Source organism: Macrococcus epidermidis, assembly GCF_003259695.1.
Classification (GTDB): Bacteria; Bacillota; Bacilli; order Staphylococcales; family Staphylococcaceae; genus Macrococcoides; species Macrococcoides epidermidis.
On the sequence record NZ_PZJH01000006.1, the window covers coordinates 21,861 to 46,753 of the forward strand.

At 35.5% G+C, this 24,893-nt stretch carries 42 protein-coding genes and 1 pseudogene; 4 read left to right on the plus strand and 39 right to left on the minus strand.

Translation table 11 applies throughout. The features are described 5' to 3' along the window. Nucleotides 1-20: 20 nt before the first annotated feature. A complete protein-coding gene (locus BHU61_RS10685) occupies nt 21-869 on the minus strand; it encodes a conserved phage C-terminal domain-containing protein (RefSeq protein WP_170122540.1) in 849 nt (282 codons plus the stop codon). A gap of 162 nt (nt 870-1,031) precedes the next feature. Beyond that, on the minus strand, nt 1,032-1,313 hold the full coding sequence (locus BHU61_RS10690) for a helix-turn-helix domain-containing protein (protein WP_111716785.1): 282 nt from the start codon (nt 1,311-1,313) through the stop codon (nt 1,032-1,034). A gap of 158 nt (nt 1,314-1,471) precedes the next feature. Between BHU61_RS10690 and BHU61_RS10695 the strand changes: the two genes are divergently transcribed. The 3 genes from BHU61_RS10695 to BHU61_RS10705 are packed head-to-tail and all read left to right on the plus strand — an operon-like array spanning nt 1,472 to nt 3,738. Beyond that, a complete protein-coding gene (locus BHU61_RS10695) occupies nt 1,472-2,317 on the plus strand; it encodes a helix-turn-helix domain-containing protein (RefSeq protein ID WP_111716787.1) in 846 nt (281 codons plus the stop codon). 38 nt (nt 2,318-2,355) lie between these two features. Next, nucleotides 2,356-3,522 carry a tyrosine-type recombinase/integrase gene (locus BHU61_RS10700; RefSeq protein ID WP_111716788.1) on the plus strand — a complete coding sequence of 389 codons (1,167 nt, stop codon included), beginning with the start codon at nt 2,356-2,358 and terminating at the stop codon, nt 3,520-3,522. Nucleotides 3,523-3,543: 21 nt separating this feature from the next. Further along, nucleotides 3,544-3,738: a hypothetical protein gene (locus BHU61_RS10705; protein WP_111716790.1), complete on the plus strand. Its 195-nt coding sequence runs from the start codon at nt 3,544-3,546 to the stop codon at nt 3,736-3,738. A gap of 102 nt (nt 3,739-3,840) precedes the next feature. Here the strand turns inward: BHU61_RS10705 and rpsI are convergent, their stop codons facing one another. From rpsI to rpsJ, 36 genes are all read right to left on the minus strand, one after another. Continuing rightward, nucleotides 3,841-4,233 (minus strand): 30S ribosomal protein S9, encoded by a 393-nt coding sequence (rpsI, locus tag BHU61_RS10710; protein ID WP_096077475.1) that lies wholly within the window; start codon nt 4,231-4,233, stop codon nt 3,841-3,843. Between the two features lie 19 nt (nt 4,234-4,252). Next, nucleotides 4,253-4,690: a 50S ribosomal protein L13 gene (gene rplM, locus BHU61_RS10715; protein ID WP_096077476.1), complete on the minus strand. Its 438-nt coding sequence runs from the start codon at nt 4,688-4,690 to the stop codon at nt 4,253-4,255. Nucleotides 4,691-4,881: 191 nt separating this feature from the next. After that, nucleotides 4,882-5,700 (minus strand): tRNA pseudouridine(38-40) synthase TruA, encoded by an 819-nt coding sequence (gene truA / locus BHU61_RS10720; protein ID WP_111716792.1) that lies wholly within the window; start codon nt 5,698-5,700, stop codon nt 4,882-4,884. Then, nucleotides 5,701-6,504, minus strand: a complete 804-nt coding sequence (locus BHU61_RS10725) for an energy-coupling factor transporter transmembrane component T family protein (protein ID WP_111716794.1) — start codon at nt 6,502-6,504, stop codon at nt 5,701-5,703. Then, the gene (locus BHU61_RS10730; RefSeq protein WP_111716796.1) at nt 6,497-7,351 is read right to left on the minus strand and encodes an energy-coupling factor transporter ATPase; all 855 of its coding nucleotides are present in this window, start codon (nt 7,349-7,351) and stop codon (nt 6,497-6,499) included. Before BHU61_RS10730 ends, BHU61_RS10725 begins: the two co-directional genes overlap by 8 nt. Further along, entirely contained in the window at nt 7,348-8,148 is an 801-nt protein-coding gene (locus BHU61_RS10735) for an energy-coupling factor transporter ATPase (protein ID WP_111716798.1), read from the minus strand. Before BHU61_RS10735 ends, BHU61_RS10730 begins: the two co-directional genes overlap by 4 nt. Nucleotides 8,149-8,444: 296 nt before the next feature. Beyond that, nucleotides 8,445-8,813 carry a 50S ribosomal protein L17 gene (gene rplQ / locus BHU61_RS10740; protein ID WP_096077481.1) on the minus strand — a complete coding sequence of 123 codons (369 nt, stop codon included), beginning with the start codon at nt 8,811-8,813 and terminating at the stop codon, nt 8,445-8,447. Nucleotides 8,814-8,832: 19 nt separating this feature from the next. Beyond that, complete coding sequence (locus BHU61_RS10745) at nt 8,833-9,777, minus strand: DNA-directed RNA polymerase subunit alpha (RefSeq protein WP_099578971.1); 945 nt, start codon at nt 9,775-9,777, stop codon at nt 8,833-8,835. Between the two features lie 83 nt (nt 9,778-9,860). Then, on the minus strand, nt 9,861-10,250 hold the full coding sequence (rpsK, locus tag BHU61_RS10750; protein WP_096077483.1) for a 30S ribosomal protein S11: 390 nt from the start codon (nt 10,248-10,250) through the stop codon (nt 9,861-9,863). A 20-nt stretch (nt 10,251-10,270) separates the two neighbouring features. Continuing rightward, nucleotides 10,271-10,636, minus strand: a complete 366-nt coding sequence (rpsM, locus tag BHU61_RS10755) for a 30S ribosomal protein S13 (RefSeq protein ID WP_096077484.1) — start codon at nt 10,634-10,636, stop codon at nt 10,271-10,273. Between the two features lie 22 nt (nt 10,637-10,658). Next, nucleotides 10,659-10,772, minus strand: coding sequence for a 50S ribosomal protein L36 (gene rpmJ, locus BHU61_RS10760; RefSeq protein ID WP_003156543.1), 114 nt, complete (start codon nt 10,770-10,772; stop codon nt 10,659-10,661). Nucleotides 10,773-10,807: 35 nt separating this feature from the next. Continuing rightward, entirely contained in the window at nt 10,808-11,026 is a 219-nt protein-coding gene (gene infA / locus BHU61_RS10765; RefSeq protein ID WP_001118443.1) for a translation initiation factor IF-1, read from the minus strand. A 20-nt stretch (nt 11,027-11,046) separates the two neighbouring features. After that, the gene (locus BHU61_RS10770) at nt 11,047-11,328 is read right to left on the minus strand and encodes a KOW domain-containing RNA-binding protein (protein ID WP_099578973.1); all 282 of its coding nucleotides are present in this window, start codon (nt 11,326-11,328) and stop codon (nt 11,047-11,049) included. 51 nt (nt 11,329-11,379) lie between these two features. After that, nucleotides 11,380-12,027: an adenylate kinase gene (locus BHU61_RS10775; protein WP_096077486.1), complete on the minus strand. Its 648-nt coding sequence runs from the start codon at nt 12,025-12,027 to the stop codon at nt 11,380-11,382. 17 nt (nt 12,028-12,044) lie between these two features. Continuing rightward, the gene (gene secY / locus BHU61_RS10780; RefSeq protein WP_111716800.1) at nt 12,045-13,334 is read right to left on the minus strand and encodes a preprotein translocase subunit SecY; all 1,290 of its coding nucleotides are present in this window, start codon (nt 13,332-13,334) and stop codon (nt 12,045-12,047) included. After that, nucleotides 13,334-13,774, minus strand: a complete 441-nt coding sequence (gene rplO, locus BHU61_RS10785; protein ID WP_096077488.1) for a 50S ribosomal protein L15 — start codon at nt 13,772-13,774, stop codon at nt 13,334-13,336. The genes secY and rplO overlap by 1 nt, the downstream gene beginning before the upstream one ends. Before the next feature lie 27 nt (nt 13,775-13,801). Beyond that, nucleotides 13,802-13,981, minus strand: a complete 180-nt coding sequence (gene rpmD / locus BHU61_RS10790) for a 50S ribosomal protein L30 (RefSeq protein ID WP_099578977.1) — start codon at nt 13,979-13,981, stop codon at nt 13,802-13,804. Nucleotides 13,982-13,995: 14 nt separating this feature from the next. Then, nucleotides 13,996-14,493, minus strand: a complete 498-nt coding sequence (rpsE, locus tag BHU61_RS10795) for a 30S ribosomal protein S5 (RefSeq protein ID WP_099578979.1) — start codon at nt 14,491-14,493, stop codon at nt 13,996-13,998. Between the two features lie 18 nt (nt 14,494-14,511). After that, entirely contained in the window at nt 14,512-14,874 is a 363-nt protein-coding gene (gene rplR / locus BHU61_RS10800) for a 50S ribosomal protein L18 (RefSeq protein WP_096077490.1), read from the minus strand. Between the two features lie 27 nt (nt 14,875-14,901). Then, complete coding sequence (gene rplF / locus BHU61_RS10805; protein ID WP_099578981.1) at nt 14,902-15,438, minus strand: 50S ribosomal protein L6; 537 nt, start codon at nt 15,436-15,438, stop codon at nt 14,902-14,904. 28 nt (nt 15,439-15,466) lie between these two features. Then, a complete protein-coding gene (rpsH, locus tag BHU61_RS10810) occupies nt 15,467-15,865 on the minus strand; it encodes a 30S ribosomal protein S8 (RefSeq protein WP_096077492.1) in 399 nt (132 codons plus the stop codon). A 29-nt stretch (nt 15,866-15,894) separates the two neighbouring features. After that, entirely contained in the window at nt 15,895-16,080 is a 186-nt protein-coding gene (gene rpsN, locus BHU61_RS10815; protein ID WP_036787751.1) for a 30S ribosomal protein S14, read from the minus strand. Nucleotides 16,081-16,108: 28 nt separating this feature from the next. After that, a complete protein-coding gene (gene rplE / locus BHU61_RS10820; RefSeq protein WP_096077493.1) occupies nt 16,109-16,654 on the minus strand; it encodes a 50S ribosomal protein L5 in 546 nt (181 codons plus the stop codon). 23 nt (nt 16,655-16,677) lie between these two features. After that, nucleotides 16,678-16,986 (minus strand): 50S ribosomal protein L24, encoded by a 309-nt coding sequence (gene rplX / locus BHU61_RS10825; protein ID WP_099578983.1) that lies wholly within the window; start codon nt 16,984-16,986, stop codon nt 16,678-16,680. Nucleotides 16,987-17,017: 31 nt separating this feature from the next. Continuing rightward, nucleotides 17,018-17,386 carry a 50S ribosomal protein L14 gene (gene rplN, locus BHU61_RS10830; RefSeq protein WP_086041702.1) on the minus strand — a complete coding sequence of 123 codons (369 nt, stop codon included), beginning with the start codon at nt 17,384-17,386 and terminating at the stop codon, nt 17,018-17,020. 30 nt (nt 17,387-17,416) lie between these two features. Further along, nucleotides 17,417-17,680 carry a 30S ribosomal protein S17 gene (rpsQ, locus tag BHU61_RS10835; protein WP_096077495.1) on the minus strand — a complete coding sequence of 88 codons (264 nt, stop codon included), beginning with the start codon at nt 17,678-17,680 and terminating at the stop codon, nt 17,417-17,419. Between the two features lie 26 nt (nt 17,681-17,706). Next, nucleotides 17,707-17,919 carry a 50S ribosomal protein L29 gene (gene rpmC / locus BHU61_RS10840; protein WP_041635771.1) on the minus strand — a complete coding sequence of 71 codons (213 nt, stop codon included), beginning with the start codon at nt 17,917-17,919 and terminating at the stop codon, nt 17,707-17,709. Then, nucleotides 17,909-18,343, minus strand: a complete 435-nt coding sequence (gene rplP, locus BHU61_RS10845) for a 50S ribosomal protein L16 (RefSeq protein ID WP_086041700.1) — start codon at nt 18,341-18,343, stop codon at nt 17,909-17,911. Before rplP ends, rpmC begins: the two co-directional genes overlap by 11 nt. Before the next feature lie 2 nt (nt 18,344-18,345). Next, nucleotides 18,346-18,999, minus strand: coding sequence for a 30S ribosomal protein S3 (rpsC, locus tag BHU61_RS10850; protein ID WP_096077496.1), 654 nt, complete (start codon nt 18,997-18,999; stop codon nt 18,346-18,348). A 27-nt stretch (nt 19,000-19,026) separates the two neighbouring features. Next, a complete protein-coding gene (gene rplV / locus BHU61_RS10855) occupies nt 19,027-19,404 on the minus strand; it encodes a 50S ribosomal protein L22 (RefSeq protein WP_099578987.1) in 378 nt (125 codons plus the stop codon). Nucleotides 19,405-19,426: 22 nt separating this feature from the next. Beyond that, entirely contained in the window at nt 19,427-19,705 is a 279-nt protein-coding gene (rpsS, locus tag BHU61_RS10860) for a 30S ribosomal protein S19 (protein WP_012656110.1), read from the minus strand. Nucleotides 19,706-19,771: 66 nt separating this feature from the next. Next, nucleotides 19,772-20,602, minus strand: a complete 831-nt coding sequence (rplB, locus tag BHU61_RS10865; RefSeq protein WP_096077499.1) for a 50S ribosomal protein L2 — start codon at nt 20,600-20,602, stop codon at nt 19,772-19,774. 47 nt (nt 20,603-20,649) lie between these two features. Beyond that, nucleotides 20,650-20,925 (minus strand): 50S ribosomal protein L23, encoded by a 276-nt coding sequence (gene rplW, locus BHU61_RS10870; RefSeq protein ID WP_096077500.1) that lies wholly within the window; start codon nt 20,923-20,925, stop codon nt 20,650-20,652. Then, a complete protein-coding gene (gene rplD / locus BHU61_RS10875) occupies nt 20,925-21,548 on the minus strand; it encodes a 50S ribosomal protein L4 (protein ID WP_099578989.1) in 624 nt (207 codons plus the stop codon). Before rplD ends, rplW begins: the two co-directional genes overlap by 1 nt. A 28-nt stretch (nt 21,549-21,576) precedes the next feature. After that, nucleotides 21,577-22,239: a 50S ribosomal protein L3 gene (rplC, locus tag BHU61_RS10880; protein WP_099578991.1), complete on the minus strand. Its 663-nt coding sequence runs from the start codon at nt 22,237-22,239 to the stop codon at nt 21,577-21,579. A gap of 26 nt (nt 22,240-22,265) precedes the next feature. Then, nucleotides 22,266-22,574 carry a 30S ribosomal protein S10 gene (gene rpsJ, locus BHU61_RS10885; RefSeq protein WP_096077503.1) on the minus strand — a complete coding sequence of 103 codons (309 nt, stop codon included), beginning with the start codon at nt 22,572-22,574 and terminating at the stop codon, nt 22,266-22,268. A 424-nt stretch (nt 22,575-22,998) separates the two neighbouring features. On the opposite strand from rpsJ, the gene BHU61_RS10890 reads away from it, so the two are divergent. Beyond that, nucleotides 22,999-23,397, plus strand: coding sequence for a hypothetical protein (locus BHU61_RS10890; protein ID WP_096077504.1), 399 nt, complete (start codon nt 22,999-23,001; stop codon nt 23,395-23,397). A 37-nt stretch (nt 23,398-23,434) separates the two neighbouring features. Here BHU61_RS10890 and BHU61_RS10895 read toward each other — a convergent pair. Further along, nucleotides 23,435-24,771 (minus strand): annotated as a pseudogene (locus tag BHU61_RS10895) (NCS2 family permease). Nucleotides 24,772-24,893 lie beyond the last annotated feature (122 nt).

Consider the following 24,893-nt stretch of genomic DNA (forward strand, 5'->3'; position numbering starts at 1 on the left):
ATATTTTAGATAGAGTTATTTCATAACTCTTCACATAGACTATGAATTTCTGATTTTAGCCGATCGAATTCGTAGTCTTCTTCTGATTCAATTTCTTTTTCTAACTTAGTAATAAAATTTAAAATTGACTCACAAAGATTCTTTTTATTTTCAATTAAAATAAATTTTGGTGTGACTTCGATATTATTTGCAAAGTCTTCTCCAACATATTTTTTGAAGTTCTCATATTTAAAAAGTGTTTCTGGCCTTATTAGTTTATTGAACTTTCTATCATTCCTCCATTCATAATATTTTTTCTCAACTACTTCAATCAAATCAATTATGTTATAATTTTCATTTATTAAATCACTTATTAATTTTATATAAGATTGATTATTAAATTTATATGAGCGATCTGTTAATTTGTTTATATAACTAATTGCTACTAAACTAATTGTATTAATATAGCGATTCGTTGCTATTTCTGTAGTTTTCTCTGTTAATGTATCTTCTGTAATAGAAAAAATACCGTTTTTAGACTTACCTTTTTCTGTTTTTACAAATTCCTTTTTTTGATTTTCACTAATCCTTTTTCTGTTTTCAGATTTTCGTTTTTCTGTTTTTAGAATATCAATATTCATTTGTTTATTTTCTAACACTGATTCTACTTCCTCTAAATAATTATCATACAGTAGACGATAATGCTTAATAGGGTTTCCATTTACTTTCATTACTCTTGTTTCTATAATTCCTCTACTTTCTAATTCTCTTGTTATTTGTGCAATTTTAAATTTTTTTATACCTGTCTCTTTAAACCATTGATCTTGCGTCTTATAAATCCATCCTTCTTTATTTTTACCTTTATCCGCCCAAAATGTTAGTTGAGACAAGAATACCGCCCCTTGTAAATCTTCCATGAATTCTAAATAGAATCTGTTCACTAAAATATAATTATCATTTCCTGAAATTATAGTAATCCATCTTCTTAATATTTCTATTTTTTTTATATCAATCACCAACTTTTTTAAAGATTAAACCTTACTGCCAGCCAGCTATTTTATTTTTGATTCTAAAAAATTATCTATATCTTGTCTTCTAATCATTTGAATACCACTTACATCAATTACAGGTAAACCTTCTTCGATAAACTTTTTTAAAGTATTAAAACTTACTCCTAAATATGAAGATGCTTGCTTTTTATTCATATAAACTTGAATATTTTTTTCATCTTCTATTTGTTGAATAATATTCTCAGCTATACTTTTAAAAATATCTTCCAATAATTTGAGTGAAGTCTCTTCTAACTTTAATGGTATGTAAAGTTGATTATTCATTCTTTCACCTCCTTGTATTTATAATTAAGATAATTTAATATTACCTTATCGTAATATTAATGGTTAAACTTTATAATGTCAAGTGATTTTATTTTAAAGCAACTTGGTATTTACTTATTTGTAATAGCATTCTATTATAGAATATAAGGAGGATTAATATGATAAAAGTAAAATTAAAAGAATTATTAAAACAAAGAAACATGACTCTAAATGAATTAAGTAAATTAACCAATATAAATCCAAAAACTTTAAGTTTTTTTCAGAATCAGAAAACTGAAAGTGTACATTATGGAACGCTTGAAAAAATATCACGTGCTTTAGATGCTAAATTACATGAGATTATAGAGCTATCGCCTATAATTTTTAACTTGGTACCTTATGATCAAGTAATCTATGATAGTGGCTCAGATTCATATACATGCAAACTAGATTTAAATTCATTTATAGAATATGAAAAAGACCTCCCTAATGATGCATTTGAAATTGGGCTTGAAAAAATTGATACTCATTCTTTGACTATTAATTATTATTTCGAAACTTTAGAAAGTAGAAATGGAGATAAAAAAGTTTTTATTAATATTCAATCAATAGATATTCCATCTGACAGTCCCATTAATTTCAAAGAACTTACTCTTTATCAACTAAAGTTATACAATAATTTTTACTACTCTTTAGCATATACTTTAACAACAAATTATTTTCTTATTGATCAAAATTATTATTCGATAGAAGATAAGTTTTATATTAACTATAAGGAACTTTATAAATCTTTAAATATAGAGAACAGAGAACTTTATTCTAATCAAGTAAGAAGTCATATGCTTGATGATACCTTTGAAATTTCTCTAATAAATTTTAAAAATAGCAGTCTTGCTGAAAATTATGAATTGGAAAATTGGAAATACGAAATTTTTCCTAATATACCTTTAATAAATTATCATTATTCTTTTTTTGATATTGAAATTAATGAAGATAGCAATTTAATATTATATTTCACTCTATAATCCCCTTACTGCCGGCCAGCAAATAAGGAAGGGTTAAAATGACAAATATAAAAAAAATAACATTAAAAAGTGGAGAAATTCGCTATAAATTTAACGTATATCTTGGTGTAGATAAAGTGACAGGGAAAAAGAAAAGAACTAGCAGAAGTTATGAAACGTTGAGAGAAGCTCAAATAGGGCTGCGAAAGTTACAATTAATGGGCTTAGAAAAAGCCACACAGTCAATCAACAAATATACTTATAAGGATGTTTATTTGTTATGGTTAGAAAACCATAAGAATGAAATAAGAGGTACTACACTAGCTAGTAAAGAAAGTAAGTTTAATAAACGCATCTTGCCGAAGTTTGGAAGAATGCCTATCAAAGAGATTTCTCGTGTTTATTGTCAAACTGTAGTCAATGAATGGGCGAATGAAATGAAGGCTTTTAATGACTATGTTATACAAGCAAGACTTGTTTTCAACTATGCTATGAAGCTAGAGTTAATCGACAGTAATCCTATGGAGTATATTACTTTACCTAGTCGTAGCGAAGATAAAGTATTCATCGAAAAAGAAAGAAATTTTCTCACTAAAGATGAACTAAAATTATTTATGCAGTACTTGGATCAAGAAAACAATTTACAAGCTACTTGTCTATTTCGCCTACTCGCTTTTACAGGTATGCGTAAAGGAGAAGTATTAGCTTTGCACTGGTCTGATATAAACTTTAAAACAAAAGATTTATATGTTCAAAAGACATTAGCAAAAGTAAATAACAAGCATATTCTTCAACCACCAAAGACAAGAGAGTCATATAGATGGTTAGATATTGACGAAATTACAATTCAATTATTAAAAGAATGGAAACGTGAACAAGTAAATCAATATAAAGAATATGGTTTTGAGGTAGATGAGGACAAAAATCAGCCTATTTTTGCAACTTATCATACTAGACTTAATCAAATGAAGTACATGCGTGTATCTACTCCTAACGACAAATTAGAAGCATTCTTTAATCGGCATAAGGATTTACATAAGATACACGTTCATGGCTTCAGACATACTCATGCATCGCTATTATTTGAATCTGGTGCAAAACTGAAGGATGTACAATCAAGATTAGGACATAGTGATATTAAGACAACAATGGATATCTATACTCATATTACTCAATCATCTAGAGAAAAGTTAGCTGAAGTTTTTCATAAATATATTGATTTTTAAATAATATCAGGAGGTATTTTTATGGGTCAAACTGCTATACAAAAATATATAGAAGATTATCTTGATAAAAATCCTGAAAAAGCACCTTTATTTAAGAAAGTAAAAAGTGAAGTAAATATGGAAGTTATGATATTTAAAAGAAAGAATCGTCTTAAAAGATTTTCTAAAATAGCTACAGATAAATCAAATTTCAAGAATAAAAACAAAAGAAAATAATTCGAGGGGTATTTAAGGGGTAACATCCATGCAAAAACCATATAAAAAAGCACCTCTCGAGTATTTTCGAGAAGTGCTGTAAACGTTGATATAACAACGATATTAACGTTTTGAGAACTGTGGTGAACGACGAGCGCCTTTAAGACCTGGTTTTTTACGTTCTTTCATACGTGGGTCACGTGTTAACATGCCTGCGCGTTTTAATGATCCACGGTACTCAGGATCTGCTTCTAATAATGCACGAGAAATACCATGACGGATTGCTTGTGCTTGTCCAGTTAAACCGCCACCTTTAACGTTTACTAAAACGTCATAGTTACCTTTAGTTTCAGTAATATCGAATGGTTGGTTTAAGTCTAAGATTAATGATTCGAATGGTAAGTAGTCACGTACGTCACGGTTGTTGATTGTGATGTTTCCTTCTCCAGGAATTAAACGAACACGTGCTACTGAATGTTTACGACGGCCTGTGCCTTTATATTCAACTTGTGCCAATGTATTGTCCTCCTCTTAATTAACCACGTAACTCGTAGTTTTCAGGTTGTTGTGCTGCATGTGGATGCTCTGCTCCAGCATAAACATGTAATTTTTTGAACATTTTGTCGCCTAAAGAACCTTTTGGTAACATACCTTTAATTGATGTTTCCATTAAACGAACTGGGTTTTTCTCACGTAATTCACCAGCTGAGATAGATTTAATTCCACCTGGGTGTAATGAGTGACGGTAGTAAATTTTATCTTCTGCTTTGTTACCTGATAAATAGATTTTTTCAGCGTTAATTAAGATAACGTGATCTCCACAATCTACGTGTGGTGTGAATGTTGGTTTATGTTTACCGCGTAAGATTGATGCAACTTCTGATGAAAGGCGACCCATAGTCTTACCTTCAGCATCAATTACGTACCATTTGCGGTCAATGTTTGCTTCGTTTGCCATGAATGTTTGACGCATTATATTTTCCTCCTAAAATAAAAAAAATTCCCTCTGAATCCTGCTTATATATCTGTAACACAATAAGTTTCCGGGGCTTATTGTCGTGGTTGATATTAAACAATACCGTTGTCTATCTTATAACATTTCAAGGGTGTTTGTCAATCTTATTCCCAAATTCTTTTTATTTATTTTTATTCGTTATAACGGATTTAAGATTGTGGTGTTAATTGTCTGCGGGTTGGTTTAAGTGTGATGGTTGTCCCTTTCGGTATATCTTGTGTGAGTTCTTCAGGTGACAGATAGATCTTTTCTAAATATAATCCTTCAGCTGGCGCTGTCTTTCCTGCTTTCGTTCTATCACTGGCTGCAATGATTGCGGGTATTTCTGACCCTTGTCTTTTTCCTCGTCCCACGTCCATTAAGAAATGCACCATAATACGGACCATGTTATAAAGAAAGCCGCTTCCAATGACGAAGAATTCATAACCTGTATCAGTTTCTATCACTTCAAATTTATACATTGTACGTTCTTTGTTCTCAATTTCTGTCTTCGCCGAACAAAACGATGTAAAGTCGTGTGTGCCAATGAAGTAATTTGCCGCTTCATTCATCTTTCGAGTATCTAGTGTTTCAGTAATATGCGTTTCAATGCCTCTTTTCAGCACATCTCTATGAGGCGCTTTATAAACTTTATAGCGATATGCTTTACCTAAACAGTCATAACGGGAATGAAAATCTGCATTAATCTTTGTCACTTGATTGATATATATATCGTCTGGTAATGCAGAATTAAAGGCATGTTGCCATTTATTTGTCGGTAGTGACAATGGTGTATCGAAATGGACGTACTGCATCAATGCATGTACACCTTTATCTGTTCGAGAGGACGGATGAATTCTGATAAAATCTTTATGCATGCGTTTTAATATACGTTCTAATTCATATTGCACAGTGCGACCTTCATTCTGAATTTGAAATCCCTGAAAGTCCGCACCGTTATATGAGAGTTGTAACAATATGCGTTCCATTTATGTGATGCTCCTTAATATAAATATGATGACACCGATTGGAATAAGTGTAAGTATCGTAAGTGTATCTTTCGTTTGCCATTTAAGTTGTCGATATTTTGTGCGTCCAGTGTCTCCTTTATATCCTCTTACTTCCATGGCAATCGCTAAATCATCTGCGCGTTTAAATGCTGATACAAATAACGGAATAAGCAATGGTCCAATTGCTTTGAAGCGTTGCAATGCGTTCCCACTCGCTAAATCACTACCTCGAGACATTTGTGCTTTCATTACTTTCTGCGTTTCATCCATCAATGTTGGAATAAAACGAAGAGCGATAGACATCATTAGCGCAAGTTCATGTACTGGTAACTTTATTTTCTTGAATGGATTTAATATTGATTCAATTGCATCAGTCAAAGCGATTGGACTTGTCGTGAGTGTCATTACTGTCGATAAGAAGATAATAATAATAAAGCGAAATGAAATCATTATCCCCATCAACACACCATCCATTTGAATATTAAATATTCCCCAGTCGAATAATGTTCTGCCGCCCTTCGTCAAAAAGACATGCATTAAAAATGTAAAAATGATTAAAAACAGGATAGGCTTAATACCATTAAAAACAAACATAAATTTAAGATTAGATAATTTAATAATGAGGAATACCAATACAAAACCAAACAGATAACCATACCAGTTATCCATAAAGAAAACGAGTATCGTCATAATAAATACAAAGATCAACTTCGCTCTCGGATCTAACGAATGTACGAAAGAGTCAATTGGGACAAATCTACCAAGAATCATTTTATCAAGCATGGCTTTTCCTCCATTCTTGATACATTGCATTAAAATCTTCTATCGAAAGCGCAGTGTATGGCAATTTAGTATTATATTTTGTTTCAAACTTTCTTTGTAACTGTGTAATCTCAGGTGGATGGATGTCAAAGTGTGTTAAATCTTTACTGAATATTTCTTGAGGTGTACCTTGATCTACTAACTCTCCTTGATGCATCACATATAAATAATCAGCACGGGCTGCCTGGTCCATTTGATGTGTAACTAATATAACAGTGATCCCTAAATCTTGCTGCAGCTGATGAAACAAAGTCATAATTTCCTGTTGTCCTCTCGGATCAAGTCCTGCTGTTGGTTCATCAACGATTAGTACATCAGGTTTCATCGCAAGTACTCCCATTATTGCAACACGTCGCATTTGCCCTCCAGAGAGCTCAAACGGGCTTTTATGAAGGACAGACTCATCCATACCAAATAATTTAAATAGTTCACGTGCGCGTGCCTCAGCAACTTTTTCCGCTATACCATAGTTCAAAGGACCAAACATGATATCTTTAAGCACAGTTTCTTCAAATAATTGCTGCTCTGCAAACTGAAAGACCATCCCGACTTTTTTTCGTATAGGTTTGAGATATTTATTCTTCGTTTTGTGAGTTATCACTTGTCCATCAATATCGATGTTACCTTCTGTCGGTTTAATCAGTGCATTTAAATGCTGAATCACAGTAGATTTACCTGATCCAGTATGTCCGATAATCGCATAAAATTTATTCTCAACAAACGTCATATTAATGTCTGTTAAAGCACGAACTTCAAAAGGAGTGTCTTTAGAATAATGAAAACCAACGTCGTTTAATTGTATCTTCATAGTTTCTTGAGCAACTCCTCTGTTGTTATAAATTCATCCTGATTAAATAATAGTCGATTTACTTTCATTTCAAATGGCAAATCAAGTCCTATAGAGATTAATTCATCAGCACTTTTATATATCGTTTCCGGTGTGCCGGACAGCACAACACTGCCTTTGTTCATTACAAAGATGCGATCACTGTCCAGCGTTTCTTCCAGATGATGCGTAATATGTATAATTGTAAGCCGATGTGTTTGTTGTACACGCTTTATTATTCTTAATATTTCAGTACGTCCTTCAGGATCCAGCATTGATGTCGCTTCGTCTAAAATGATGATTTCAGGTTGTAGCGCCAATACGCTTGCTATCGCTACACGCTGCTTCTGACCACCAGATAAATGATGTGGTTCATGTCTTCTCATATGTGACATTTCAACGGCCTCTAAAGCCTGATTTACACGTACATGCATTTCATCATGAGGGACACCATAATTTTCTAATCCGAAGGCAATGTCATCTTCAACTGTTGCACCAACAAATTGGTTATCCGGATTTTGAAATACTATGCCTAACTGTTCATGTACAGATTGGATTGTATCTTCTCTGAGTTTGATTTTATTAATTGTAATGTCACCTTTTTGGATAAGTTCAATACCACCGATCAGTTTAAGTAAAGTCGACTTACCTGAACCGTTATGACCAACAATGGATATCCACTCGCCTTTATTAATCGTTAAAGAAAGATCGTCAATTGCGGGAATACTCTGACCATCATAAGTATATGATAAATTGTTTATTGTAATGATCGGTTCCATACATTCACCTTTCTTTTTTTAATTTAAATCAATACATTTCATGTTCTGTTAATTATTTATACCATAAATCATTAACACAAAACAAAATGTCTGTATATAAATAAAAAACCCGGAATTCCGGATTTAATAATGAAAAAAGCGCGCACTCCGCCTAGAGGTCACGCAAAACGTTATTCTATTATGGCGAAGTACTCTGAGCTAGACAATATCTGTGTGTGGCAAACATTATCGTTGCACTCATTTGCTTATGTGTGTATGTGTAAGATAAGTGATCCCTAAATCCATGATGATTATTATTATACTAATTCGATGATAACCATTTCTGAACCGTCTCCACGACGTGGTCCAACTTTCATAATTCTAGTATATCCACCTTGACGCTCTGTGTAACGAGGAGCAATGTCAGAGAATAATTTTTGAATTGCGAATTGTGTAGTTTCATCTTCGTTTAAAATTTCAACACGACGTAAAACTTCAGCTGCTTGACGGCGAGCATGTAAGTCTCCACGTTTACCTAAAGTAATTAATTTTTCTACGATTTTACGTAATTCTTTCGCGCGTGCTTCAGTCGTTTCGATTCGCTCGTTAACGATTAAAGAAGTTGCTAAATCGCGTAACATAGCTTTACGTTGATCTGATGTACGACCTAATTTTCTGTAACCCATGAATCGTAACCTCCTTTAACTAGTCTTCTTTTCTTAATCCAAGACCTAAGTCTTCTAATTTAAATTTAACTTCTTCTAAAGACTTGCGTCCTAAGTTACGAACTTTCATCATATCAGCTTCTGATTTGTCGGCTAATTCCTGAACAGAATTAATACCTGCACGTTTCAGACAGTTATAAGAACGAACTGATAAATCAAGTTCTTCAATCGACATTTCAAGTACTTTTTCTTTGTGATCTTCTTCTTTTTCAATCATGATTTCAGCATTTTGTGCTTCATCAGTTAAGTCAACGAAGATGTTTAAATGTTCTGTCATAATCTTAGCACCTAAAGAAATAGCTTCTTGTGGTGTTAATGATCCATCAGTCCATACATCTAAAGTTAATTTGTCAAAGTTAGTACTTTGACCAACACGTGTATTCTCTACTGTGTAGTTTACACGCTCAACTGGTGTGTAGATTGAATCAACTGGAATTACTCCAATTGGTAAATCACTTGTGTTATTATCTTCAGCTAAAGTGTAACCACGTCCTGCATTTGCTACCAAACGCATTTTTAAGTGTCCACCTTTAGATACTGTTGCGATTTTTAAATCAGGATTTAAAATTTCAACATCACTGTCATGCATAATATCTTTCGCAGTAACAACGCCTTCATCTTTTACATCAATTTCAAGCGTTTTATCTTCATCAGAGTAGATTTTAAGCGCAAGCTTTTTGATGTTCATGATCATTGTTGTAACATCTTCCACTACATTCTCAACAGCTGAGAATTCATGTAAGACACCTTCGATTTCAATATTCTTAACAGCCGCACCTGGTAATGAAGATAATAGGATACGACGTAAGGAGTTTCCTAATGTTGTACCATAACCACGTTCTAACGGTTCAACTACGAATTTACCGAATTTAGAATCTTCACTAATTTCAACTGTCTCAATTCTAGGTTTTTCGATTTCAATCATGTAATAATCCTCCTTCAACAACGTCGAATAATTTTATTTTAGTTCCATATACTATTATAAGTGTCTTTGATACTAATTGAAAATTATACGCGACGACGTTTCGGTGGACGACAACCGTTATGTGGTACTGGTGTAACGTCTTTAATCGCTGTAATTTCTAAACCAGCTGATTGTAACGCACGAATTGCTGCTTCACGACCTTGACCAGGTCCTTTAACAGTAACTTCTACAGTTTTTAAACCATGTTCCATAGCTGCTTTAGATGCAGTTTCTGATGCCATTTGAGCTGCGAATGGTGTAGATTTACGAGAACCTCTGAAACCTAACGCACCAGCAGATGACCATGATAAAGCATTACCGAATTCATCAGTAATTGTTACGATTGTATTGTTGAATGTTGAACGGATGTGTGCAACACCAGACTCAATATTCTTTTTAACTCTACGCTTACGTGATACTTGTTTACGTGCCATTTAGCTCACTCCTTTACTTATTATTTCTTCTTGTTAGCAACGGTCTTAACTGGACCTTTACGAGTACGTGCATTGTTTTTAGTATTTTGTCCACGTGTTGGTAAACCACGACGGTGACGAATACCTCTGTATGAAGCAATTTCCATTAAACGTTTGATGTTTAAGTTGATCTCACGACGTAAGTCACCTTCAACTTTGTATCCATCTACTTGTTCACGGATTCTGTTTAATTCATCTTCTGTTAAGTCGCGCACACGAGTACTCTCGTTAACATTAGCAGCTGCTAAGATTTTTTGAGCTGTTGTTTTACCAATACCATAAACGTAAGTTAATGCGATCACTACGCGTTTCTCACGTGGTACGTCTACACCTGCGATACGTGCCATTTATATTGCACCTCCTGTTTTCTTATCCTTGTTTTTGTTTGTGTTTTGGATTTTCACAAATTACCATTACTTTACCTTTTCTGCGAATAACTTTACATTTTTCACAAATGGGTTTTACTGATGGTCTAACTTTCATGTTTCTTACCTCCTAATTTAATATTGGAGTTCTTATTATTTATAACGATACGTAATGCGTCCACGAGTTAAATCGTAAGGACTCATTTCAACAGTTACTTTGTCGCCAGGTAGAATACGGATGTAGTTCATACGAATTTTACCGCTAACATGCGCTAAGATCTCATGACCATTTTCTAATTCTACTTTAAACATTGCATTTGGTAAAGTATCTAATACAGTACCTTCTAATTCAATTACATCTTGTTTAGCCATTTTCAAATTCCCCCTTTTTATCAAGATTCCGAAATTCGAGCGGTATATTTTTGCAAAACGTAACGTAATTTAGCGTCTGTTACAAAACCTGCTTCAGAAATACTCGATTTAATTTCAGGTGAGTGTTCATCACTTAGTATTAAATGCGACAGGTTCTTTTTCTTTGGATATTCATAAGTCCGTTTATCTCCGTCTGCAACAAGTACAAATCGATGATCGATAATAGCAATAATGACTCCAGGTAACCCTTTATCTTTGCCACGATTACTCGTGACAATTTGACCAATACTTACTTGATTCAACTGATCACATCCACTTAAGCAACTCACCAGGAGGTGAATCTCGGTAAACGATTAAAGCTGATTTAATACCTTCTCAACTTCAGTAGTAACATCCTTAATGTCTTTCGAACCATCAACATTGAAAAGCACACCTTGATTTGTATAGAAATCAAGTAATGGTTTCGTTTGTTTAATGTTTACGTCTAAACGTGTACGAACTGTTTCAGGATTATCATCTGCACGTTGATATAACTTTCCACCATCAATATCACAAATACCTTCTACTTTAGGTGGATTGAACACTAAATGATAAGTTGTCCCACAAGTTTCGCAAATACGACGTCCCGTTAAACGGTTCATCAATTCTTCTTCCTGAACATCAATGTTAATTACGCCTTCAATCTTACGATCCACAGCAGCTAACATTTCGTTCAGTGCTTCAGCCTGCTCAACTGTTCTTGGGAAACCATCAAGTAGGAAACCGCGTTTAGCATCTTCTTCTAACAATCTTTCACGAACGATACCAATCGTAACTTCATCTGGAACAAGTTCGCCGTTATCCATAAATGACTTTGCTTTTTGACCAAGCTCAGTATTATTTTTGATAGCTGCACGGAACATGTCTCCAGTAGAAATATGAGGAATTGGGTATTTCTTAATAATTTCACTCGCTTGAGTCCCTTTACCTGCGCCAGGTAAGCCCATTAAAATGATATTCATAAAATGCCCTCCAGACATTAACGTCTTTTAAAACCTTTATATTCACGTTGACCAAGTTGAGCCTTTAACTGAGCAATTGTCTCTAATGCCACCCCAATTACGATTAATAAACTTGTTCCACCAATGCGTAATGATTGCGGTAAGTTTAAGAAATCTGAAACGATTAATGGTAACACTGCAATACCTGCTAAGAATAAAGAACCAACAAAAGTTAAACGATAAAGAACTTTTGTAATATAGTTTTGAGTATTTTTACCAGGACGAATTCCCGGCACGTAACTACCCTGTTTTCTTAAATTGTCAGCCATTTGTTCAGGATTAACTTGAACAAATGCATAAAAGTAAGCAAATGCAATAATTAATATTACATATACAATCATACCGATCGGCTGTGCCGGATCAGAATGTGCTGCTAAAGTTTTTGCCCAATCCGCTTTCGGGAAGAGTAATTGTAACGTCTTCGGAAGCATGAAAAACGCCATTGCAAAGATAACCGGAATAACCCCAGCAGCATTAACCTTTAACGGTAAGAATGTTGCTTGTGGTGCTAATCTGTTACCTGTTGTGCGTTTCGCATATTGAATTGGAATTTTACGAACTGCTTGAAGTACGAATACTGCAAAAGCAGTAAGAAGTATCATACCAATAAAAATACCAATCGCTTCTAAAACTGCCATTGTTGTATCGTTCGCACCAACAAATGATTGTTGATAGAACTGAATTAACGCTGGTGGAATAGAAGATAAAATACCACCGAAGATGATAATAGAAATACCATTACCAACACCGTGTTGTGTAATTTGTTCACCTAACCACATTAAAAATGCAGTACCTGCTGTTAACACGATAGCGATAAGAATGAAGTTCCATATACTTGTATTCGTGATCAATTGACCACCTAACATGTTATTGAAACTATAACTCATACCAAACCCTTGAATGAATGCTAATACAATTGTGAAGTAACGCGTAAATTGCGTTAGCTTTTTACGTCCAACTTCACCTTGTTTAGACCATTCTGTAAACTTGGGTACAACATCCATTTGCAGTAATTGAACGACGATTGATGCAGTAATGTAGGGCATAATCCCCATTGCAAGAATGGAGAAGTTTTGCAGTGCTCCCCCACCAAACGTATTCATCAAATCAGTAATACCTTTATTGGTCTGACTTTCAAACGCTGCTGGGTTGACACCTGGAACCGGAATATATGTTCCGATTTTAAAGATAATTAACATTGCGAGTGTAAAGATGATTTTGCTACGTATTTCTTTTACTTTAAAGAAACTAATAAGCGTATCAAACATTAGATCACCTCAGTTGTTCCGCCCTTACCTTCAATTGCTTCTTTCGCTGAAGCTGAAAATTTATGAGCTTTTACTGTTAACTTTGCTGTTAATTCACCATTACCAAGAATTTTAATACCTGATTTTTCGTTAGATACTACACCTGATTCAATAAGTAAAGCTGGTGTTACTTCTGTACCTTCTTCAAAACGGTTTAATTGATCTAAGTTAACAATCGCATAGTCTTTACGGTTAATGTTTGTAAATCCACGTTTTGGTAAACGACGGAATAAAGGTAATTGTCCACCTTCAAAACCTAAACGTACTCCACCACCAGAACGTGCTTTTTGACCTTTGTGACCACGTCCACTTGTTTTACCATTACCTGAAGCCATACCGCGACCAACACGGTTACGTTCTTTACGAGCGCCTTCAACTGGTTTCATTTCATGTAATTTCATTTCGGCACCTCCTTATTCTTAAAAATTTTATGCTTCTGTTACTGTCACTAAGTGACTTACTTTGTTAATTTGCCCACGAATCGCAGGGTTGTCATCAACTTCAACTGTTTGATGCATTTTGTTAAGCCCTAAAGCTTTAACAGTTTTACGTTGTGTTTCAGGACGACCGATAATACTACGAGTGAGGGTAATCTTAATTTTAGCCATTGTTTATGCCCTCCTTAATTGTATAATTCTTCGACTGATTTACCACGTAATTTAGCCACATCTTCAGCAACTTTAAGTTCTTTTAAACCTTGAACAGTAGCGCGAACCATGTTGATTGGTGTATTTGAACCTAATGATTTACTTAAGATATCAGTAATACCAGCTAATTCTAACACGGCACGGACTGGACCACCAGCGATAACTCCTGTACCAGGTGCTGCAGGTTTGATTAATACGCTTCCTGCTCCGAATCTACCTGTAACTTCGTGAGGTGTTGTACCTTTAACACGAGGAACAGTGATTAAGTTTTTCTTAGCATCTTCGATTGCTTTTTTAATCGCTTCTGGTACTTCTTGTGCTTTACCAGTACCGAAACCAACGCGACCATTTTTATCTCCAACAACTACTAAAGCAGTGAAACGCATACGACGTCCACCCTTAACAACTTTAGATACACGGTTGATGGTAACTACGCGTTCTTCAAATTCTTTAACTTCTTTTTCACGACGCATTAAGAGTTCCTCCTTTTATTAAAATTCTAAACCGTTTTCGCGTGCTGCATCAGCTAATGCTTTTACACGTCCGTGGAATAAATATCCTCCGCGGTCGAATACAACTGCTTTAACGCCTTTTTCTACTGCTAATTTAGCAACTGCTTCACCGACTTTAGCTGCTGCTTCAACATTTGAAGTAGCTTCTAAGCCTAAACCTTTATCTTGTGTTGATGCTTGAGCTAAAGTTACACCTTTAACGTCATCAATCACTTGTGCGTAAATGTGTTTGTTTGAACGATATACGTTTAAACGAGGACGCTCAGTAGTACCAGCTAATCTACTACGTACACGAGCATGTCTTTTCATACGCACTTTGTTCTTATCGATTTTAGTGATCATGAATATTCTCCTTTCCTATTTTAGAGATTACTTACCAGTTTTACCTTCTTTACGACGAACATATTCGCCTTCGTAACGTACACCTTTACCTTTGTAAGGCTCTGGAGGACGAGTAGCACGGATATTTGAAGCGATTGCTCCAACACGTTCTTTAGAAATACCTTCAACTTTTACTTTCGTATTTTTATCTACTGATAATGTAATACCATCTTCAGCTACGATTTCAATTGGGTGAGAGTATCCAACGTTAAGGATTAAGTTTTTACCTTGCATTTGAGCACGGTAACCAACCCCGATTAATTCTAAGTTCTTTTCAAATCCTTTAGATACACCTTCAACCATGTTAGCGATTAAAGCACGTGTAGTTCCGTGGATTGTTTTATGAGCTTTAGAATCAGATGGACGAACTACTTCTAAAGTATTGTCTTCTAATTTATATGTCATTTCTTCGTTAAATGTTCTAGTTAATTCACCTTTAGGTCCTTTAACCGTTACAGTATTACCGTCGATTTTAATGTCAACCCCAGCTGGGATTTCAATAATCTTCTTACCAACACGACTCATTAGTCGGCACCTCCTTCTTTAATAATTCTTACCAGATGTAAGCTAATACTTCTCCACCGATGTTACGTTGACGCGCTTCTTTATCAGTTAATACACCTTCAGAAGTTGAAACTAATGCAATACCTAAACCATTTAATACTTTTGGTAATTCATCAGCTTTCGCGTATACACGTAAACCAGGTTTAGAGATACGTTTTAAACCAGTGATAACACGTTCGTTGTTAGAACCGTATTTTAAGAACATACGGATAACACCTTGTTTATCATCTTCAATATATTCAACACTTTTAACGAATCCTTCACGTTTAAGGATTTCAGCGATTTCTTTTTTAATGTTTGATGCAGGTAATTCTAATTTCTCGTGACGTACCATGTTTGCGTTACGTACGCGAGTTAGCATATCTGCGATTGGATCTGACATAGTCATTTAAAATATCCTCCTTTCAGGTTTGAATTTTACCAGCTTGCTTTTTTAACGCCAGGAATCTGACCTTTATAAGCTAATTCACGGAAACAAATACGGCAAAGTTTGAATTTGCGTAATACTGAATGTGGACGTCCGCAACGTTCACAACGAGTGTATTCTTGTACTTTAAATTTTTGTTTACGCTGTTGTTTAGCGATCATTGATTTTTTAGCCACTAAATTTAGCCTCCTTTTATATTAGAGATTACTTTTGAAATGGCATACCGAATTGTGTTAACAATTCACGAGCTTCCTCGTCAGTGTTAGCAGTAGTTACGATAACGATATCCATTCCGCGTGTTTTACTTACTTTATCATAATCGATTTCAGGGAAAATTAATTGTTCTTTTACACCTAATGTGTAGTTACCGCGACCGTCAAACGCTTTGTTTGAGATACCACGGAAGTCACGTACACGAGGTAATGAAACGTTTACTAATTTATCAAAGAATTCGTACATTCTTTCGCCACGTAAAGTAACTTTTGCTCCGATTGGCATACCTTCACGTAAACGGAATGTTGCGATTGATTTTTTAGCACGTGTAACCATTGGTTTTTGACCAGTGATTGCTTGTAATTCTTCAACTGCTGAGTCTAAGACTTTAGAGTTTTGAACAGCGTCACCGATACCCATGTTTACTACGATTTTTTCGATTTTTGGTACTTCCATCACTGATGCGTAATTAAATTTCTTCATCATTTCAGGTGAGATTTCTTTAATGAATTTTTCTTTTAAACGTGTTTGTGTCAATGTGAGAACCTCCTTCCAGATAATTATTTAATGATTTCTCCAGATTTCTTAGCTACACGTACTTTCTTGCCATCTTCTATTTTCGTACCAACACGTGTTGGTTTGTTTGTTTTTGGGTCAATTAACATAACATTTGAAACGTGAATTGCAGCTTCAAATTCAACGATGCCGCCTTCAGGATTCATTTGAGTAGGTTTTTGGTGTTTTTTTGCGATGTTTACACCTTCAACAACTACGCGATCTTTTTTAGGAAGAGCTTCGATTACTGTTCCTGTTTTACCTTTATCTTTACCTGTGATAACGATAACTTTGTCGCCTTTTTTAATATGCATGTCGTAGACACCTCCTCTTTATTAGTGTTTATTATAATACTTCAGGTGCTAATGAAACGATTTTCATGAAGTTACCTTCACGTAATTCACGTGCAACAGGTCCAAAGATACGTGTTCCACGAGGTCCTTTGTCATCACGGATGATAACACAAGCGTTTTCGTCAAATTTGATGTATGAACCGTCGTTACGACGTACACCAGATTTAGTACGAACGATAACAGCTTTAACAACGTCACCTTTTTTAACAACGCCACCTGGTGTAGCATTTTTAACTGTACATACGATTACGTCACCGATGTTAGCTGTTTTACGACCAGATCCGCCTAATACTTTAATAGTTAATACTTCACGAGCACCAGAGTTATCTGCTACTTTCAAGCGTGATTCTTGTTGGATCATTCGAGTTACCTCCTTTATCTAATTTACTTATTAAATGATAATTGATTCTTCAACAACTTCTACTAAACGGAAGCGTTTTGTAGCTGATAAAGGACGTGTTTCCATAATTTTTACGATATCGCCCATTTTCGCTGTGTTGTTTTCATCATGTGCTTTATATTTTTTAGAGTACTTTACACGTTTGCCGTATAAAGAATGTGTTTTATAAGTTTCAACTACAACAGTGATAGTTTTATCCATTTTGTCAGATACAACTTTACCTGTGTAAACTTTACGATCGTTTCTTTCGCTCACAAGAGTTCCCTCCTATTCCTTAAAAATTATTTTTGTTCAGTTTTTTGTTGCTCGATTTCTCTTTCACGTACAACAGTTTTCATACGCGCGATTGATTTTTTCACTTCGCGAATACGTGCTGTATTTTCAAGTTGACCTGTAGCTAACTGAAAGCGTAGGTTGAAAAGTTCCTCTTTAAGCGATTTTACTTTAGTTTCAATTTCTGAAGTGGTTAAATCTCTAATTTCCTTAGCTTTCATTTGTGTCACCACCCAATTCTTCACGTTTTACAAACTTAGTTTTCACTGGAAGTTTGTGAGATGCTAAACGTAATGCTTCGCGCGCTACTTCTTCAGATACGCCTGCGATTTCAAACATAATACGTCCAGGTTTTACTACTGCTACCCATCCTTCAACTGCACCTTTACCAGATCCCATACGTACTTCTAATGGTTTTTTAGTATATGGTGTGTGAGGGAAGATTTTAATCCAAACTTTCCCGCCACGTTTCATGTAACGAGTCATTGCAATACGAGCTGATTCAATTTGACGAGATGTAATCCAAGCAGCTGTAGTTGCTTGTAAACCATATTCACCAAATGTTACTTCGTTTCCGCCTTTAGAACGACCAGTTGTTTTAGGTCTATGTTGACGACGGTATTTTACACGTTTAGGTAATAACATTACTATTTTCCTCCTTCACTAGACTTCTTTGTAGGAAGAACTTCACCACGATAGATCCATACTTTAACACCTAATTTACCGTAAGTAGTGTCTGCTTCTGCATGTGCGTAATCAATGTCAGCACGTAATGTATGAAGTGGAACAGTTCCTTCTGAATATTGTTCAGCACGCGCGATGTCTGCGCCGCCTAAACGACCTGATACTTGAGTTTTGATACCTTTAGCACCTAACTTCATAGCACGTTGGATCGCTTGTTTTTGAGCACGACGGAATGATACACGGTTTTCTAATTGACGTGCAATGTTTTCCGCAACTAATGTAGCATCCATATCAACCTTTTTGATTTCAATAACGTTGATGTGAACACGTTTACCAGTTAAGCTGTTTAATGCGTTACGTAATTTTTCGATTTCTGATCCGCCTTTACCGATAACCATACCAGGTTTACCAGTGTGGATAGCGATGTTTACACGGTTCGCTGCGCGTTCGATTTCTACACGAGAAACAGAAGCGTCTTTTAAGTTTTCTGCGATATATTTACGAACTTTTAAGTCTTCATGTAATAGAGTAGCGAAATCTTTTTCTGCATACCATTTCGCATCCCAGTCACGAATGATTCCGACACGAAGTCCGATAGGATTAATTTTTTGACCCACTGTATTCCCTCCTTAATGAGATTGAAATTATTTTGCTTCTTCTGTAGTTACTGCTTTGTTTGAAGTTTTTACTTCTTTGTCGCCAACAACGATTGTGATGTGGCTTGTACGTTTGTTGATCGCACTTGCACGACCTTGTGCACGTGGACGGAAACGTTTTAAAGTTGGTCCTTCGTTTGCATAAGCTTCTTTAACGATTAAAGTATCAATATTCATATCATAGTTATGTTCTGCATTAGCTAATGCTGACATTAATAACTTTTCAACTACTGGTGATGATGCTTTGTTTGTTAATTTTAAAATAGCGATAGCTTCCGCTACTTCTTTACCTCTGATAAGATCTAAAACTAATCTCACTTTACGAGGTGCGATTCTGATTGTTCTTGCAACCGCTTTTGCTTCCATGGTTATTCCTCCTTATTTGAAATTAGCGTTTAGTTTTCTTGTCGTCTGCACCGTGACCTTTGTAAGTACGAGTTGGTGCGAATTCACCTAATTTATGTCCAACCATATCTTCAGTTACGTATACAGGTACGTGTTTACGTCCATCGTATACTGCGATAGTGTGTCCGATAAAGTTCGGGAAAATTGTAGAGCGACGAGACCAAGTTTTGATTACTGTTTTTTTGCCGCCTTCCTCTAATGCTTCAACTTTTTTCATTAAGTGATCATCGATGAAAGGTCCTTTTTTAAGACTACGAGCCATTATGGCGCCTCCCTCATGTCTTACCTGTCGTTAGCGGTCTATGCCGCTAACTTAAGTAAGTTATTATTATTTTTTACGTCCACGAACGATAAGTTTGTTAGAACGGTTTTTCTTCTTACGAGTTTTCTTACCAAGCGTTGGTTTACCCCATGGTGACATTGGAGATGGACGACCGATTGAAGTACGACCTTCACCACCACCGTGTGGGTGATCGTTAGGGTTCATTACAGAACCACGAACTGTTGGACGGATACCTTTCCATCTAGAACGACCCGCTTTACCAATGTTGATTAATTCGTGTTGCTCGTTACCAACTTGACCGATTGTAGCACGGCAAGTAGCTAAGATCATACGAACTTCACCAGATTTTAAACGAACTAATACGTATTTACCTTCTTTACCAAGTACTTGAGCTGAAGCTCCAGCTGAACGTACTAATTGGCCACCCTTACCAGGTTTTAATTCGATGTTATGAATTACTGTACCTACTGGGATGTTTGCTAATGGTAATGCGTTACCTACTTTAATATCAGCTTCAGGACCGTTGAATACTTGTGTACCAACTGTTAATCCTTTAGGAGCGATAATGTAGCGTTTTTCTCCGTCTAAGTAATGTAATAAAGCGATATTTGCTGAGCGGTTTGGATCGTATTCGATTGTAGCCACTTTCGCTGGGATACCATCTTTGTTACGTTTGAAATCAATTACACGGTATTGACGTTTATGACCGCCACCTCTGTGACGTACTGTTAACTTACCTTGGTTATTACGACCCGCTTTTCTCGGAAGGGGCTCAAGTAATGACTTTTCAGGTGACGTTGACGTAATTTCAGCGAAATCTGAACCTGTCATATTACGACGACCGTTTGTTATTGGCTTATAATGTTTAATTGCCATTGTCGTTTTACCTCCTTAATGGTAAATGTTTATTTTTTAGTTTAATTTTAGCTGAAGAAGTCGATTGAACCGTCTTTTAAAGTAACGATCGCTTTTCTTCTTTTGTTTGTGTAACCGCTGTGACGGCCAACACGTTTTTTCTTAGCTTTATAGTTCATAACGTTTACTTTATCAACTTTTACATCAAAGATATCTTCGATAGCAATTTTGATTTGAGTTTTGTTTGCACGCGTATCTACATCAAATGTGTATTTATCTTGTGCCATTTGTTCAGATGAACGTTCAGTGATAACGGGGCGCTTAATGATATCGCGATTTTCCATTAACCAAGCACCTCCTCTACTTTTTCAACTGCACCTTTCGTCATTACTACTTGATTCGCATGAACGATATCTAAAACGTTTAAGCCAGTAGCAGTAATAACAGTTACGCCTGGGATGTTACGTGCAGATAATGCTACGTTTACATCTTCAGCTTCAACGATGAATAATACTTTTCTTGGTAACTCTAAAGTAGTAGTCATGTTTTTGAATTCTTTTGTTTTAGGAGCATCAAAAGTTAATGATTCTAAAACTGTAAATGCGTTTTCTTTCACTTTAGCTGATAACGCTGAACGTAAAGCTAAGCGACGCATTTTTTTAGGCATTTTGTACGAATAACTTCTTGGTGTTGGACCGAATACGATACCACCACCACGCCATTGTGGAGCACGGATAGTACCTTGACGCGCACGTCCAGTACCTTTTTGCTTCCAAGGTTTACGTCCGCCACCGCGTACTGCTGAACGGTTTTTAACTGCGTGCGTTCCTTGACGCATAGAAGCTCTTTGTAAGTTAATTGCTTCGAATAATACATGTTGATTAGGTTCGATTCCGAATACACTTTCGTTTAATTCGATTGAACCAGCTTTTGTTCCATCTACTTTTAATACATCATAATTTGCCATTATGTTTGTTTCCTCCTTTCGTGGTTACTTATTTATTACCTTTTTTAATTGAAGTTTGAATTTTTACTAAACCTTTTTTAGGTCCTGGTACATTACCTTTAACTAAGATAACGTTCGCTTCAGCGTCTACTTTAACGATTTCTAAGTTTTGCATCGTAACTGTATTACCACCCATACGGCCTGGTAATGCTTTACCTTTAAATACTTTAGAAGCGTCAGATGCCATACCCATTGAACCTGGGCGTCTGTGGTAACGAGAACCGTGACTCATAGGTCCACGTGATTGACCGTGACGTTTAATAGCCCCTTGGAAACCTTTACCCTTAGAAACTCCTGTTACGTCAACGATGTCACCAGCTTGGAACGCGTCCACAGTGACTTCTTGACCTACTTCGTATTCAGAAGCATCTACGTTTCTGAATTCACGAATGAAGCGCTTAGGTGCTGTGCCTGCTTTTTTAGCATGGCCTTCAGCTGGTTTCGTCGCAAATTTGTTTGATTTACGCGTTGCTTTGTAAGCTTGTTTGTCTTCAAAACCGATTTGGATTGATGAGTAACCATCAACTTCTTCAGTTTTCTTTTGTAATACTACGTTTTGTGCTGCTTCTACTACTGTTACTGGAATTAATTCACCGTTTTCAGCGAATACTTGTGTCATTCCAACTTTTCTTCCTAAGATTCCTTTGGTCATCGAAAGTCGCACCTCCTACTTTATTATTATAATTTGATTTCGATGTCTACGCCTGATGGTAAGTTTAAGCCCATAAGAGCATCAACTGTTTTAGGTGTAGGGTTAACAATGTCGATTAAACGTTTGTGTGTGCGTTGTTCAAACTGTTCACGAGAATCTTTGTACTTATGAACGGCACGGATAATTGTATAAACTGTTTTTTCCGTCGGTAACGGAATCGGTCCTGATACTTCTGCACCTGAACGTTTTGCAGTTTCTACGATTTTCTCAGCTGATTGATCGATCACGCGGTGATCATACGCTTTCAAACGAATACGAATTTTTTGTTTTGCCATAATTTTACCTCCTCTTGTAACGTCTATTTTGGTTTGATAGACTTCTCCACGAAAATTGTCAAACACATCGCCATGGCAAAGCGGCCGGGTGTGTCAGTAACCTCTCGCTTCATCGCTTTTTAAAGTCCAACAGTAGATATAATACACGAATATAAATGAATAAGCAATAGTTTTCATGATATTTGTTAATATATTTTTAAGATTATCTAAATCTTTATTAATTATTAGTAAATATCAAAAATTCAAGGTATAGATATATATGAATTAATTATATATTAAGCGCTTATTATTCTGTATTTAATATAGAAGAAACTTTAAAATGTCTAACTGAGCGTTTTTACATAGAATATGATTATACCATGTTATAATGTATATACAAAGAAAAAGTTTCATTTGTTACTTTTAAATTTTGGAGGGTATAAAAATGAAAAGTCCAATACGTATTATTTTATTGATTCTTGGTTTTATTATGTTGTTTTCTGAAGGGTTTATGGGATTACCTTTCTTAGGAGGTACTTATGTCTTATCTTTAGGTTGGGCACCGCTTGGTAGTAATATTTCGATTTACATTATCATGTTACTCATCACCGCACTTGATCGCTCAAATGAAGCGAGATTTTCACTTTCTACAATTGCTGTAGTAGGCATTATTGCAAACGCCATAGCATTCATTCCAGTTGTAGGAATGTTTATGCACTGGTTAATGTTCTTCTTAATGTTAGTTTATATCGGAATCGTGTTAAATACGCGCGAATATAGAGGCAATACAACGCATTACAATAGTCGTCGTGCCGGTGAAACAGTAAGAGAATATAAAAATTAAAAAATTGCGGATTCTAATAGTAGAATCCGCAATTTTTTTATGAATGTTGTACGAAAGCAAAATAACAAATAAAAACTACTGCCATGAAGTACATAATTGGATGCACTTCTTTATGACGTTTCGCCATAACCATCGTAATAGGATAGAAGATAAATCCACAAGCAATACCTGTAGCGATTGAATATGTTAATGGCATCATAATAATTGTTAAAAATGCCGGTACTGCGATTTCGAACTTCGGCCATTCTATCTTATTTAAATTACTAACCATCAATACACCTACGATCACTAATGCGGGTGCTGTTACTGCACTCGTAACTACTGACATTAATGGTGAGAAGAATAAAGCCAATGCAAAACAGATTGCTGTAACAACACTTGCAAATCCTGTACGTGCTCCAACTGCTACACCTGCAGATGACTCGATATAAGATGTTGTAGTAGATGTACCGAATATTGCTCCCGTAATTGTCGCTAATGAATCTGCAAATAACGAACGTCCTGCTCTTGGTAATTTATTATCTTTTACTAAACCTGCTTGTGTTGCAACAGCAACTAATGTTCCTGCTGTGTCAAAGAAATCGATGAATAGGAATGTAAGTACAACTGAAATGAATTTCCAGTTTAATAATTCAGAAGGATTACTAAAAGCATAGAATGCTTTACCGAAAGTCGGCTCAATACTCGGTACTGCTCCAATGATTTGCTTCGGTGCATCGATTAATCCGAACAACATACCTGCAATAGCCGTAATGATCATTCCGATAAAAATACTACCCGGAATACGTTTAGCCATTAAAATTATCGTTAGTACGATACCTGCTACAGCAAGCAATACATGAGGATCATGTAAGTTCCCTAAAGATACTAATGTCGCTTCATTTGCCTGAACGATACCAGCACCTTTTAAACCAACGAAAGTAATGAATAATCCAATACCTGCTGACACTGCCATTTTAAGTTCAAATGGAATTGCATTAATAATCGTTTCGCGAGACCGGTCATCGTAAGCAATGCAAAGAAGATACCAGAGAATAATACACCTGTTAATCCAGTTTGCCATGGAATATTATATTGTAATACAACCGTGAATGCGAAGAATGCATTAAGTCCCATACCTGGTGCTAAGGCAATAGGATAGTTCGCAATAAGCCCCATAAATAAACAACCGACGATTGAAGCTAAAATTGTAGCAACGAAAACTGCACCCGCATCCATACGCATACTCTCAGGAATACCTTTAACGCCTGCTAAAGATAACATCGCCGGGTTAACTGCTAAAATATACGCCATTGATAAGAACGTCGTTAATCCACCAAGTATCTCTCTTTTATAATCCGTGCCTAATTCATCAAATTTAAAATATTTTCTCATTGTGCACTTCCCTTTTTTAATTTTTATACTTGTATAGTCTAATCTCAACGTTCGGAAAAATCAATACAATTTTATGAATATTAATTTTAATATTCGTATTTTAGTTATTTTTCTTATCCTAA